Origin of the sequence: Bradyrhizobium sp. Mp27 (assembly GCF_029953005.1) — a bacterium.
GTDB classification, from domain to species: Bacteria; Pseudomonadota; Alphaproteobacteria; order Rhizobiales; family Xanthobacteraceae; genus Bradyrhizobium; species Bradyrhizobium barranii.
Map to the genome: position 1 here is coordinate 1 of NZ_JASAUS010000180.1, position 12,256 is coordinate 12,256.

Sequence of the window (12,256 nt, forward strand, 5' to 3'; positions counted from 1 at the left end):
TCGAACGCTCAGGTCAACCAAGCCGTTCCGATGACACTGCTGGGGCCCGGCGTCACGCGACGCCGCGGCCAGCCGCGCGCGTAGCCTGTGCGGTAAAATACGCGCTTACGAATATTCGGCCCGCCGATCGCCGAACTTGCAACTACATGCTGCTGATGGTGCTGGTGATGATGTTCACCATCATCAGCAAAGACGTAGCGATCGTGGCTATCGGATGGAAGTTCCACCTTGCGCTGCCGCTGAGTAGCTTCGCCTAAGCGCAATTTGGTCTTAGTAGACGAAGCATCGAGCTCTTGCGCTTCGCGGCAAATGTCACTTGCCGAGGCGAGTCGTGCCGCCTTCAGGTAAGCGAGCCGCCGCGTTGTAAGGCGCTGCCTTGCACGCGCGCGAATTAATCTTACTTACGCTAACCGATCACACGCTGTTGAAGCGTTCGACCATGCTGTATCGGATTTGCTCTTCAAGTCGATTGACCCGATCGCGTTTGACCAGGCTCGCGCTCATCGACAGCACGAATTTTAATTTCGATTGAAGGCTTGCCGGATTCACCGTTCTCATCGCGCCGCTCACATCGAGCGGGTGGCAGCGAATGTTTCCGGCAAAAATCTATGTTGGCCAAATCACCGTCGTGTTCGGCATCGTCGCCGCATCGACATGGGGAGCGACGCAATGGACTGCGGCGGCTCTCGGATATCAGCCGCGGCTCGGCGATCCCTGGTTTCTCATTGCCAACTATCCGATCTATCTGCCCTGGCGGTTGTTCGAATGGTGGTTTGCCTTTGAGGCCTATGCGCCTGAAATTTTCGAAGAAGGCGGTGCTATCGCGGCATCCGGCGGGGTTGTCGGTGCGCTCTTTGCGATCGTCAATTCGGTGTGGCGCGCACGCCAAAATCAACTCGTAACGACATATGGCTCAGCCCGCTGGGCAGAGATGCATGAAATCAAGGCCTCGGGCCTGTTCACCGCCAAGGGCGTATTCCTCGGGCGCCTCGAGAACAACTATCTGCGTCACGATGGACCGGAACATGTGATGTGCTTTGCGCCAACGCGTTCGGGCAAGGGTGTGGGGCTCGTATTGCCGACGCTGCTGTCGTGGACCTCGTCTGCGGTGGTGCACGACATCAAAGGCGAGAACTGGCAGCTGACGGCGGGCTGGCGCTCGAGCTTCTCGCATTGCCTCCTGTTCAATCCGACCGACCAAAAAAGTGCCCGCTACAATCCTTTGCTCGAAGTCCGCAAAGGAGCGGCCGAGGTCCGCGACGTCCAGAATATCGCCGATATCCTCGTCGATCCTGAAGGAGCGCTCGAACGCCGCACCCATTGGGAAAAGACCAGCCATTCGCTCTTGGTCGGCGTCATCCTTCACGTCCTCTATGCCGAAGAACAGAAGACGCTCACACGGGTCACCGAGATCCTGGCCGATCCCGCGCAGTCGTTCGAGAAGACGCTCAGGATTATGCTCGCCACGAACCATCTGGGAACGGCGAAGGAGCCGAAGGTCCACCCGGTAGTGGCCGCGACCGCGCGCGAGCTTCTGAATAAATCAGAGAACGAGCGCTCGGGCGTCCTCTCGACGGCCGTCAGCTTCCTAGGGCTCTATCGCGACCCAATCGTCAGCCGCAATACCGAGAGCTGCGACTGGCGAATTGCCGATCTGGTTGGTGCAGGCAAGCCGGTCACACTTTATCTCGTTGTCCCCCCGTCGGACATTAGCCGCACCAAGCCGCTGATCAGGTTGATCCTCAATCAGATCGGTCGCCGGCTGACCGAAGCGTTGAACGCCGGAAATGGCAAACAGCGTCAGCTCTTGATGATGCTGGATGAGTTTCCAGCGCTCGGCCGGCTTGACTTCTTCGAGAGCGCGCTAGCCTTCATGGCTGGCTATGGCATCCGAGCGTATCTCATTGCGCAGTCGCTCAATCAGATCGCGAAAGCGTACGGCGAGAACAATGCCATCCTGGACAATTGCCATGTCCGTATTGCCTTTGCCGCAAACGACGAACGCACGGCAAAGCGCATCTCGGACGCACTAGGAACTGCCACCGAACTGCGCGCTCAACGCAACTATGCAGGTCATCGGCTCGCGCCTTGGCTCGGCCACGTCATGGTTAGCCGCCAGGAAACCGCCCGGCCACTCCTGACTCCGGGGGAGGTGATGCAGTTGCCGCCCGATCAGGCGATCGTCCTCGTTTCGGGTCTAGCACCGGTCAGAGCTTCCAAGCTCCGCCACTATGAGGACGCGAATTTCGTCGGTCGTTTACATCGGCCGCCGGAGCTCGACGGTGCCGAGTATCGCGATCGTCCTGAAGCGCGAGCCGACGACTGGGGCGGACAGACCCGCGCTGTCGATCTTCGCCTCGCGACGACCCCGTATCGCGACCTTATGCAGGAAGACGGCGCAGAGGGAGGTCTCAAACAGCAATTGTCACTGTTGGACGAGGCCACCCCGCCTGTGAGTGAAGGCCGTTTCGTCGAGGAACGCCTGCTCGACGATGACGAGGATACAGCCGCCGATCGCAATCAGATGCAGCGCGCTGCAAGCCCATCCAGCTCCATACGTCAAGCGCACGCCGTCACCCGCGATGACGACGATCTTCTTCCTTCCTTTTGAAGAGCTGACCCCATGAAACCGAAACTCTCGGCTTACGTCTCCGATAGCGTCGCTCAGCGACTGGAACTTGCCGCAAAGCGTCCTGGCAGCAACAAGTCGGCCATCGTGGATGCCGCGCTCGACCGCTTTCTGAATCCAGAGCGAGACACAAGTGGCGACGCGGCGCTGATCCGAAGACTTGACCGCGTGAGCCGGCAGCTCGAACGAGCCGACCGCGACCTCTCGGTCATGGCCGAGACCATCGCACTTTTCATTCGGTACTACCTGACAATTACCCCACCGCTGCCCACTGGTGACCAGGACGCCGCCCGCGCTTTGGGGCGCGAACGGTTCGAAATGTTCGTCGCCCAGGTCAGCAAACGGGTCGCCTCCGGTGGTCGGCTTGTGGCTGACGTCATGGATCGCGTCAGCGCCTCGAAGCCAGATCTCTTTATGCGGAACCTGGAGGAGGGGGCCCCTCTCGTCCGAGACCCGGGAGCGGCGGCGCGGCATGCTGCGGACCGCAATGGGGCCGGCAATCGCCGTCGCGCTCGAAGAACCCGACGTTGTCGAGGTGATGGTCAACCCTGACGGGAAGCTGTGGCTCGATCGACACGGTTCGGGCCGCGCCGACACGGGCGTAGTCCTGACGCCACAGGAGTCCGAGCGGATCATCCGCTTGGTCGCCAGCCACGTTCGCGCGGAGGCGAGCGGCACGTCGCCGATCGTTTCGGCCGAGCTCCCGGAGACTGGCGAACGCTTCGAGGGTGTTTTGCCTCCAGTCTCTCTGGCGCCATGCTTCGCCATCCGCAAGCCAGCCACAACGACATTCCGTCTCGCCGATTACGTTAGGGCGCAGACCGTTTCGCCCGTCATGGCCAACGTGTTGACGACCGCAGTGAAGGAAGGGCGCAGCATCCTGATCGCCGGCGGCACCGGTTCGGGCAAAACAACGCTCGCCAACGCGCTGCTGGCCGAGATTGCTGGTCTTGAGGAGAGGGTGGTCATTATCGAAGACACCCGCGAACTGCGCTGCGACGCAAGGGACGCAGTGACCTTGCGGACCAAGCCGGGCGTGGCAAGCCTCGCCGATCTGGTGCGGTCGACGCTGCGTTTGCGTCCCGACCGCATCGTTGTCGGAGAAGTCAGAGGGGCTGAAGCCCTCGACATGCTGAAGGCCTGGAACACTGGCCACCCGGGCGGCATCGCCACCGTCCACGCCAATTCGGCGCGAGCCGCCCTCTACCGGATCGAGCAACTGATCCAGGAGGCCGTCGCAACGGTCCCGCGTCGTCTCATTGGCGAGGCCATCGACCTGATCGTCTTCATCAAGGGGCGGGGTCCCGCCAGACGTATCGAGACGATCACCGAACTCAGGGGCCTCGATTCATCCGGCGATTACCTGCTCGAGACCCCGCCCGGACTTCCAAACACCGCCCATCGTTCTTGATCCAGGGAGACTGCAAGATGCTGACTCAACTGCGTCCATACCTGCGTCCGTGCCTTCGCTGCCCGCGGACGCGCGGACTTCGTGTCGCGGAACTGACCGCGACGGCCGCTTGCTTTCTCCTAACCGCTTCGTCGGCGCATGCGGCCGGGTCGGGCATGCCATGGGAGGCACCGCTCGAGCGCATCCTCGAATCCGTGCAGGGGCCCGTGGCCAAGATCGTCGCGGTCATCATCATCACCGTGACAGGCATCTCGCTCGCCTTCGGAGACACCTCCGGGGGCTTCCGAAAGATGGTCCAAGTCGTCTTCGGCCTGTCGATCGCTTTCGCCGCCAGCTCGTTCTTTCTCTCGTTCTTCTCGTTCGGCGGCGGTGCGTTGATCCCATGAGGGCAGATGGATTCGAGCTCGTACTTCATCGTTCGCTCACCGAGCCAATTCTGATCGGCGGCGCGCCACGCGCCGCCGCCATCCTCATCGGCACGCTATCGGCGGTGCTGGCGCTCGGCCTGCGGCTCTGGCTTCCAGGCCTCTTGCTCTGGATCGTCGGGCACAGCCTTGCGGTCTGGTTCGCCAAGCGCGATCCGGCCTTCGTCGAAGTCACCGTCCGCCACACCAAGCACAAGGGCTGGCTCGCATGTTGAACTTGAGAGAATTCCGTGGCCAAGCGCACCGCCTTGCCGATTGGTTGCCATGGGCATGCCTGGTCGCGCCGGGCGTCATTCTGAACAAGGACGGCAGTTTCCAGCGCACGATTCGTTACCGAGGTCCCGACCTCGACAGCGCGACAGAGGCTGAGCTGATGAGCGTAACCTCACGGGTCAACAACGTCCTGAAACGGTTCGGGTCGGGATGGGCGTTGTTCTTTGACGCCACGCGCGTCCAGGCTTCCGAGTATCCGCGCTCGCAGTTTCCGGATGCGGTGTCTTGGCTCATCGATGAGGAGCGGCGAGCAGCGTTCGAGGGGGCCGAAGGCATTGCTTGGGAAGATCCGTCGCGGCCACGTGGACAGCACTTCGAGAGCGTGCTGCACTTGACCTTGATGTACCTGCCGCCGGCTGAGCGGGTCTCGCGGCTCGAGGGGCTGTTCCTGGAGCGGCCGAACGACGGAGAAAGTACGACGACCGGCGATACGCAACGCAATCGTGGCAGGCATCTCATCCACTCCGACTTGCCAGAACAGCCAGCAAACGGCGGCGATGGACAATCCCCTGGGACCGAAGGTCGCCGGAGCCTACCGCGAGGCGAGCAGGGCTATTGGGAGCATCTCCAGCGGTTCATCCAGGAGAGCGATCGGGCAATTGACCTGCTCTCATCAGTTTTGCCAGAAATCTGGCCGCTCAGCGACGCTGAGACGCTGACCTATTTGCACGGCTGCATTTCGACCAAGCGGCACCCCGTCAACGTTCCCGAGATTCCGGCCTATCTCGACTGCTTCCTCAGCGACGAGCCTCTCACCGGTGGTTTATCGCCGGCGATCGGCCGAAGCCATCTTCGCGCGCTGACGGTACTCGGCTTCCCGGCGGTGACCTTTCCAGGCCTGCTCGACGAGTTGAACAGGCTCGGCGTTCCCTATCGCTGGGCCACCCGGTTTCTGCCGCTCGATCGGACTCAGGCGAACGCAACACTGTCGCGGTATCGCAGGCAGTGGTTTGCCAAGCGAAAATCGCTCGGTGCGATCTTGAAAGAGGTCATGTTCAACGAGCAAGCTGCACTCCTCGATACCGATGCCAGTAACAAAGCGCTCGACGCCGATGTCGCTCTCTCCGAACTGGGGGACGACCTGGTCGCATTCGGTTACGTCACGACAACGGTGACCGTCACCGACGAGGACGCTCGGCAGGCTGACGAGAAGATCCGGTCCGTCGAGCGGGTGATCAATAGCCGAGGCTTTACGGTCATCCGCGAGAGCGTGAATGCAGTGGAAGCCTGGCTCGGCAGTCTTCCGGGGCAAGCCTACGCCAATATTCGTCAACCGATCGTTCACACGCTGAATCTCGCTCATATGTGTCCGCTCTCGGCGGTATGGGCTGGGCCCGCACGGTGCGACCACCTGGACGGACCGCCGCTTCTGATCGCGAAGACCAAGGGGGCCACTCCGTTTCGGCTCTCGCTACATGCCGGCGATGTCGGGCATACCATCATTGTTGGTCCGACCGGAGCCGGCAAATCGGTGCTACTCTCGATGCTCGCCCTTCAATTCCGGCGATATCCCGGGGCCCAACTCATTACCTTCGACAAGGGCCGCTCCGCGCGTGCCACTACGCTCGCCTTGGCGGGAGCCTGGTACGAATTGGGAGCCAAGGCCGGCATTGCCTTCCAACCGCTGAAGGATGTTGCGGAGGAGGGGGCGCGGCTCTGGGCGCTGGACTGGCTCTGCGGTGTGCTCGCCCATGAGCAGGTCGAGGTCACACCCGAAGTTAAGGAGGCGCTCTGGTCCGCACTCAAGAGCCTTGGTTCCGCGCCTGTGTCCCAGCGGACGATGACCGGTCTCGTAGCCTTGCTTGCGCGCGACGCGTTGCGGCAGGCGCTACAGCCATACACGCTCGAAGGACCATACGGGAGATTTCTTGACGCGGATGCGGATCGTCTTTCCGGCGCCGACGTGCTCACCTTCGAGATGGATGAGCTGATGGCGTTGCCAGGCCTGGTGGCGCCCGTTCTCACCTATCTCTTCCATACCCTCGAAGGTCGCTTTGACGGCCGGCCTACTTTGCTTGTGCTGGACGAAGCATGGGTCTTTCTCGACGATCCGCTCTTCTCAAGTCGCATTCGGGAGTGGCTCAAGACATTACGCAAGAAGAACGTTGCCGTCATTTTTGCCACCCAGTCGCTCGCCGATATCGCCGAAAGCCAGATTGCGCCGGCGATCATCGAGTCTTGCCCGACCCGGATCTTTCTACCTAACCCCCGCGCGCTTGAGCCGACGCAAACGGAGACCTATCGCCGGTTTGGCCTGAACGATACCCAGATACGCTTGATCGGGGAGGCCTTTCCCAAGCGCGACTACTACCTCCAGTCCCGTGCTGGAAACCGCCTGTTCGAGCTCGGCCTTGGACCGGTGGCGTTGGCTCTGGCTGCAGCTTCCTCGTCCGAGGACCAGCGGGCCATCGAGACGGTTTTGTCCCGGTCCGGCCCCCATCACTTTGCCAAGCGCTATCTCGCAGAGCGGGACCTGCACTGGGCTGCCAATCTCATAAGCACCTTCGAACAGGCGCTGTCGTCCTAGCGCGCCATCCATCCCAGCCAAAGCCTTGGAGTGACCAATGCTACGATCCCGCTCGCGCGGACTCGTCTCGCGCCCGATTCTTGCCGCCACCGTTCTTCTCTCCGTCACTGTCGGAGTTGAAGGGCTTAGCCGGGTAAATGCCCAGTCCATCGTCTACGATCCCTGGAACTATAGTCAAACGCTGCTCAGCGCCGCTCGTGCGCTCGACCAGGTCAACAATCAGATCAGAAGCCTCGAGAACGAGGCGCAAATGCTGATCAATCAGACGCGCCACCTCACGAGCCTGCCAAGCAGCGTCGTGGGCCAGCTAACGAGCACGATCAATCGGCTCAATGGCCTAGTGGCGCAAGCGAAAGGCATTTCGTTCGACGTCGACAAGGCGCGTAACGATTTCGAGCGTCTCTATCCACGCCAGTACAGCGCTTCGTCTTCCTCCAATCTCATGGTGCAGGACGCGACGTCTCGCTGGGACAACACCTATGAGGGGTTGAAGCAAGCGCTGGTAACACAGGCGACAATTGCCTCAAGTCTTGACGAAGATGGACAGACCCTTCGCACTTTGATGGCGAATTCCTCCGCCGCCGTCGGATCGTTGCAGGCGCAGCAATCGAACAATGAGTTGCTCGGCCTCCAGACCAAACAGACGTTGCAGGCGCAGATATTGCTCCTGACCCAGGCGCGAGCGGAGACGTTACGGGCGGCGGAACAGCAGGCTTCCGTGGCCGCTGCGCAGGAGCGCTTCACGCGCTTCATCGGCGACGGCCAGGCTTACTCCGGTGGAAAATAGGAGAGGGCACCATGGCTGATCTCTCTGTCATCGATCGCTTCACCGAGACATTCTCCTCGACTCCGGTTTCGGACTACTGTCGGGCGACGTTTCGTTCCTGAGTTCAACCCTGATCGGGATCGATGTAACGCTTGCCGGACTCGCTTGGAGTCTGAAGGCCGACGACCATATCATGGTCACGTTGGCCAAGAAGGTTCTCTACGTTGGAGCCTTCGCGTTCATTATCGGAAGTTTCAAGAATATTGCCGATATCGTCTTCGCTTCCTTCTCCAGTATTGGGTTGAAGGCGTCCGGCGGCGCGCTCACCGCGGCCGACTTGGCTCGACCGGGCTTTGTCGCAGCAGCGGGCTTTACAGCAGCTCATCCACTTCTGGAGGAGACCGGCCAATTCTCCGGCTTCGACGTCCTGACTAATCTGCCAACGATCTTGATCCTCTTGTTCTGCTGGATCCTGATCGTGCTCGCCTTCTTCGTGCTTTCCGTGCAGTTGTTCGTCACGCTCATCGAGTTCAAGCTGACGACGCTCGCAAGCTTCATCCTGGTGCCATTCGCGCTGTGGGGAAAGACCGCCTTTCTGGCGGAGAAGACGCTCGGCAACGTGGTCGCGTCGGGTGTGAAGGTGATGGTCCTCGCAATCATCATCGGTATTGGCTCGACCATCTTCGGCCAACTGTCTGACTCGTTGACGCGGCCAATCGATATCGCGTCGGCCATGAGTCTGCTACTTGCGGCCTTGTCACTGTTCGGCCTTGGCATCTTTGGGCCAGGCATCGCCGCCGGCTTGGTGTCAGGCGCCCCTCAGCTTGGCGCGGGCGCGGCGGCTGGAACGGCCGCGGGCGCTGCGGCGGTCGTGATCGGAGGTGGCGCGGTTGCGATGGGCGGTCTGCGCGCCGCTGCGAGCGGCGCAGGCGGCTCGGTCGCCGCAGTCCGCTCTGCAGCTTCGCTATCACGGGCGGCCACAGCCAGCGGTACCTCGGCTCAGACCTTGGCCGCAGGTCAAATCCCGGGCGCAGGAAGTGGTGGCGCGACTGGCGGCGGAGTCTCTTCCGGGAGCGCCCGTTCGCCAGCGACGCCAAGTCGAGGGCAAGCGAGAGAGGCGGCCCAGGTTGCGGCTCATACCTTGAAAGAGGGTGACAGAGGCGCGCATTCGTCGGGTCCAAAGCTGGAGGAGGAATAGACCATGGCAGCTCACCCCTTTCAGCGCGCATCCGTGCGATATGGCGAGACGCCTGAACCAGTCACCACCTACCAGAAGGCAGCCCAGGTCTGGGACGAGCGCTTAGGCTCGGCTCGCGTGCAGGCTAGCAACTGGCGGCTAGCTGCGTTGGCGGCCATCGGTCTCTCCGGCATGCTCGGTTTGACGATCTTTGCTCAAATTGCTCGATCCGGCGTCGTCCCTTACGTGGTCGAGGTCGATCGGCTCGGCGAAGTCCGCGCGGTCGGTCCTGCGCTCGAGGCGTATCAGCCGTCGGACGCACAGATCGCGCACTTCCTGGCGCGATTTATCGAGAACGTTCGCTCGTTGTCGATTGACCCTGTCATCGTCCGGGCGAACTGGCTGCGAGCTTATGACTTTGTCACCGATCGCGGCGCGCAGGCTCTCAACGATTATGCGCGAGAAGCTGATCCCTTCACGAAGATCGGGTCCAAGACCGTGACCGCTGAAGTCATGTCAGTCGTTCGTGCCTCCGGCGACAGCTTCGAGATCCGCTGGAAGGAGAACACCTACGAGAACGGCGCGATCTCAAAGACAGAGCGCTTCACCGGGCTCGTTACGACGGTCCTCAAGTCACCCTCGGATGCCGAAACGCTGCGGAAGAACCCGCTCGGCCTTTACGTCCATTCCCTCAACTGGTCGCGTGACCTCATCGGAGACGCAAAATGAAATCTGTTGTCATGACCAAGCTCGCGTCGGCCAGCGTCCTGACGTTGTCACTCCTACTCGGCGGTTGTGCCACCAAGCTCAACCTCGAGGCGCCATATGACGAGATGACATTCGAACGGGGCTTTCCGGAAGCGGATCCGCCGAAGCCAGTTGCGGTTGTTGAAACGCCCAAGGTCTTGCCGCTACCCGGTCAGTTGAAGCCCTATCCGACCAAAGGAACCAAGGACGAGAATCTGCCTCCTGAGCAGGCGATCGCGAAGGCGAACAAAGAAGCCAGGATGGAGCCCACCAAGGCCGGATATATCAACGCGATCCAAGTCTATCCCTGGACGGAAGGCGCGCTCTACCGGCTCTACGCCAGTCCTGAGAAAGTCTCGACGATCGCGCTTCAAGCCGGCGAAGAGCTGATCGACGTCTCGACCGGCGATACCGTTCGCTGGGTCGTTGGCGATACCGCGAGTGGGCAGGGAACCGCCCGACGGGTGCATATTCTGGTGAAGCCGACGCTTCCGGATATTCAGACCAACCTGGTCGTTCTGACCGACCGGCGCGCCTATCACCTTGAGCTTGTCTCCACCAAGCAGACCTATATGGCTTCGATCTCGTGGACCTATCCAACAGATACCCTCGTTGCGCTTCATAAGCAGAATGCCGTCGCCCAGGAGAATGAGGAGCGGGTCGCGGATCGAGGTGTGCGGCTTGATAGCCTTAACTTCCGCTATCGCGTCGAGGGGGATGATCCGCCATGGCGTCCGTTGCGGGCGTTTGACGATGGCCGCAAGGTCTACATCCAGATGCCGCCTGGTCTGTCCCAGGGAGAAGCGCCGCCCCTGTTCGTTGCCGGCGCCGATGGTCGGCCGAACCTTGTCAATTACCGAGTTCGCGGCTCCTACTACATCGTCGATCGGATGTTTGGCGCCGCGGAGCTTCGCCTCGGCGAAAATCCGCAGCGGACCGTGCGGATCATCCGCATCGACGCGCGGCCCGTGTCGCAGACCTTCAGCGCCGGGAGCGCCTCATGACGAACGGCCCAATTCAGGATCCGCGAGAGCCCCTCGAACTACGCGCGCGGCCGCGGCCTATTCGGCGCCTGAACAGGCGTGCGTTGATCATCGGCTGCGCCGTTGCCGCGCTATTCGTCGCCGGAGCGGTCATCGTCGCGCTCCGTCCATTGCGAGTGTTCAAGTCGGCCGATCGAGCGGAGCTCTACAACACCGACCGCAAGCAGACAGCCGAGGGCCTCAGCAAGCTGCCGAAGTCGTATGAAAACCTCACCCCAACGACACCTCGGCTTGGGCCACCGTCTCCTGGGGACATAGGCCGCGCCTTTGCCGAAAACGAAAAGAAGGCGGGCGTGGGTCTGGATGGAGGCTTCCGGACTAATCCGGAGGAGGACGCCGAGAGAACCGAGCGGATCCGGCAGACGCGCATTGCCCAGCAAGCCAAGGAGTCCGGTCTGTTTGTCAGGCTGTCGGAGAAGCAGGAGAAGCGAAAGCAGATCAATACGTCCGACGTGCCGGCAGCTACCCCTTCCGCCTTCAGACCGGCGACAGCTGACGCCGGGCCTTCGGCCGCTGATCTAGCCAAGACGGCTCAGGCCATGGTCGATCGGTCCAGCGAGATTATTCCGTCTCCGCAGGCGCGAAAGCTGGCCTTCGTGGCGGCAAAAGCCGACACAGAAACCACCAATCCCCATGCGCTTCAACCAGCTCCATCAACCTATGCCGTCATGGCGGGATCGATCATCCCGGCCAGCCTTATGACTGGCCTGAATTCTGATCTGCCGGGCGCCACGATCGGCCAGGTGACCGAGAACGTCTATGACACCGTGTCGGGTGAGCATCTTCTTATCCCCCAGGGAACTAGGCTCGTGGGCAAGTACGATAGCGTCGTCGCCTTCGGCCAGAAGAGGGCGCTGGTCGTGTGGGCACGTCTCATTCTGCCGAACGGCAATTCGATTGTGATCGAGAACTTACCGGCCACGGACGTCGCGGGCTATGCCGGGCTCGAAGATGAGGTGGACTTTCATACCTGGCAATTGCTGAAGGTGGTGGCGCTCGCGACTTTGATCGGTGTCGGGACGCAGCTGTCGCTCGGCAATGACGAGAGCGATCTCGTGAAGACGCTGCGGGAAAGTGCGCAGCAGACGACCAATCGCGCTGGTCAGCGACTGGTGGAGCGCGAGCTCGATGTGCAGCCAACGATCACAGAGAGCTGGCCCCGCAAATTCGGACAGTAGCTTGAGTGGATTTTCTGCCTGACAGCGGCGAGGATTCTTGCTGCGAATCAGGAGCGAAGATGACGAAGAAGAGCCGCCGG

The 12,256-nt window shown here is 61.4% G+C and carries 13 protein-coding genes; 12 read left to right on the plus strand and 1 reads right to left on the minus strand.

What is annotated here, in order from left to right; all coding sequences use genetic code 11:
- Positions 1-257 (plus strand): hypothetical protein (locus QJT78_RS43560; protein WP_281460623.1); only part of this gene is annotated, 257 nt, incomplete at its 5' end.
- 157 nt (positions 258-414) lie between these two features.
- Here QJT78_RS43560 and QJT78_RS43565 read toward each other — a convergent pair.
- Complete coding sequence (locus QJT78_RS43565) at positions 415-558, minus strand: hypothetical protein (protein WP_155258005.1); 144 nt, start codon at positions 556-558, stop codon at positions 415-417.
- 31 nt (positions 559-589) lie between these two features.
- Between QJT78_RS43565 and QJT78_RS43570 the strand changes: the two genes are divergently transcribed.
- The 11 genes from QJT78_RS43570 to QJT78_RS43620 all read left to right on the plus strand — a co-directional run bounded on the left by QJT78_RS43570 (position 590) and on the right by QJT78_RS43620 (position 12,176).
- A complete protein-coding gene (locus tag QJT78_RS43570) occupies positions 590-2,611 on the plus strand; it encodes a conjugal transfer protein TraG (RefSeq protein WP_028159858.1) in 2,022 nt (673 codons plus the stop codon).
- 12 nt (positions 2,612-2,623) lie between these two features.
- Entirely contained in the window at positions 2,624-3,181 is a 558-nt protein-coding gene (locus QJT78_RS43575; RefSeq protein ID WP_049810239.1) for a hypothetical protein, read from the plus strand.
- Positions 3,102-4,040 carry a P-type conjugative transfer ATPase TrbB gene (trbB, locus tag QJT78_RS43580; protein ID WP_028146774.1) on the plus strand — a complete coding sequence of 313 codons (939 nt, stop codon included), beginning with the start codon at positions 3,102-3,104 and terminating at the stop codon, positions 4,038-4,040. Before QJT78_RS43575 ends, trbB begins: the two co-directional genes overlap by 80 nt.
- Positions 4,041-4,057: 17 nt before the next feature.
- A complete protein-coding gene (locus QJT78_RS43585) occupies positions 4,058-4,426 on the plus strand; it encodes a TrbC/VirB2 family protein (RefSeq protein ID WP_063629820.1) in 369 nt (122 codons plus the stop codon).
- The gene (locus tag QJT78_RS43590; RefSeq protein ID WP_028146772.1) at positions 4,423-4,680 is read left to right on the plus strand and encodes a VirB3 family type IV secretion system protein; all 258 of its coding nucleotides are present in this window, start codon (positions 4,423-4,425) and stop codon (positions 4,678-4,680) included. Before QJT78_RS43585 ends, QJT78_RS43590 begins: the two co-directional genes overlap by 4 nt.
- Positions 4,674-7,265 carry a conjugal transfer protein TrbE gene (gene trbE, locus QJT78_RS43595; RefSeq protein WP_028146771.1) on the plus strand — a complete coding sequence of 864 codons (2,592 nt, stop codon included), beginning with the start codon at positions 4,674-4,676 and terminating at the stop codon, positions 7,263-7,265. Before QJT78_RS43590 ends, trbE begins: the two co-directional genes overlap by 7 nt.
- Before the next feature lie 37 nt (positions 7,266-7,302).
- Positions 7,303-8,052 (plus strand): P-type conjugative transfer protein TrbJ, encoded by a 750-nt coding sequence (gene trbJ, locus QJT78_RS43600; protein ID WP_028146770.1) that lies wholly within the window; start codon positions 7,303-7,305, stop codon positions 8,050-8,052.
- A gap of 118 nt (positions 8,053-8,170) precedes the next feature.
- Positions 8,171-9,229: a P-type conjugative transfer protein TrbL gene (trbL, locus tag QJT78_RS43605; RefSeq protein WP_244433196.1), complete on the plus strand. Its 1,059-nt coding sequence runs from the start codon at positions 8,171-8,173 to the stop codon at positions 9,227-9,229.
- A 3-nt stretch (positions 9,230-9,232) separates the two neighbouring features.
- The gene (gene trbF / locus QJT78_RS43610; protein WP_028146769.1) at positions 9,233-9,937 is read left to right on the plus strand and encodes a conjugal transfer protein TrbF; all 705 of its coding nucleotides are present in this window, start codon (positions 9,233-9,235) and stop codon (positions 9,935-9,937) included.
- Positions 9,938-9,948: 11 nt separating this feature from the next.
- A complete protein-coding gene (gene trbG / locus QJT78_RS43615; protein ID WP_063629822.1) occupies positions 9,949-10,959 on the plus strand; it encodes a P-type conjugative transfer protein TrbG in 1,011 nt (336 codons plus the stop codon).
- Complete coding sequence (locus tag QJT78_RS43620; protein ID WP_038976459.1) at positions 10,956-12,176, plus strand: TrbI/VirB10 family protein; 1,221 nt, start codon at positions 10,956-10,958, stop codon at positions 12,174-12,176. Before trbG ends, QJT78_RS43620 begins: the two co-directional genes overlap by 4 nt.
- Positions 12,177-12,256: the final 80 nt, after the last annotated feature.

What these genes read in the sequence shown, in the direction of transcription:
- QJT78_RS43565 (WP_155258005.1), bottom strand. Translation starts at nt 558, where the DNA reads ATGAGAACGGTGAATCCGGCAAGCCTTCAATCGAAATTAAAATTCGTG.
- QJT78_RS43570 (WP_028159858.1), top strand. Translation starts at nt 590, where the DNA reads ATGTTTCCGGCAAAAATCTATGTTGGCCAAATCACCGTCGTGTTCGGC.
- QJT78_RS43575 (WP_049810239.1), top strand. Translation starts at nt 2,624, where the DNA reads ATGAAACCGAAACTCTCGGCTTACGTCTCCGATAGCGTCGCTCAGCGA.
- trbB (WP_028146774.1), top strand. Translation starts at nt 3,102, where the DNA reads ATGCTGCGGACCGCAATGGGGCCGGCAATCGCCGTCGCGCTCGAAGAA.
- QJT78_RS43585 (WP_063629820.1), top strand. Translation starts at nt 4,058, where the DNA reads ATGCTGACTCAACTGCGTCCATACCTGCGTCCGTGCCTTCGCTGCCCG.
- QJT78_RS43590 (WP_028146772.1), top strand. Translation starts at nt 4,423, where the DNA reads ATGAGGGCAGATGGATTCGAGCTCGTACTTCATCGTTCGCTCACCGAG.
- trbE (WP_028146771.1), top strand. Translation starts at nt 4,674, where the DNA reads ATGTTGAACTTGAGAGAATTCCGTGGCCAAGCGCACCGCCTTGCCGAT.
- trbJ (WP_028146770.1), top strand. Translation starts at nt 7,303, where the DNA reads ATGCTACGATCCCGCTCGCGCGGACTCGTCTCGCGCCCGATTCTTGCC.
- trbF (WP_028146769.1), top strand. Translation starts at nt 9,233, where the DNA reads ATGGCAGCTCACCCCTTTCAGCGCGCATCCGTGCGATATGGCGAGACG.
- trbG (WP_063629822.1), top strand. Translation starts at nt 9,949, where the DNA reads ATGACCAAGCTCGCGTCGGCCAGCGTCCTGACGTTGTCACTCCTACTC.
- QJT78_RS43620 (WP_038976459.1), top strand. Translation starts at nt 10,956, where the DNA reads ATGACGAACGGCCCAATTCAGGATCCGCGAGAGCCCCTCGAACTACGC.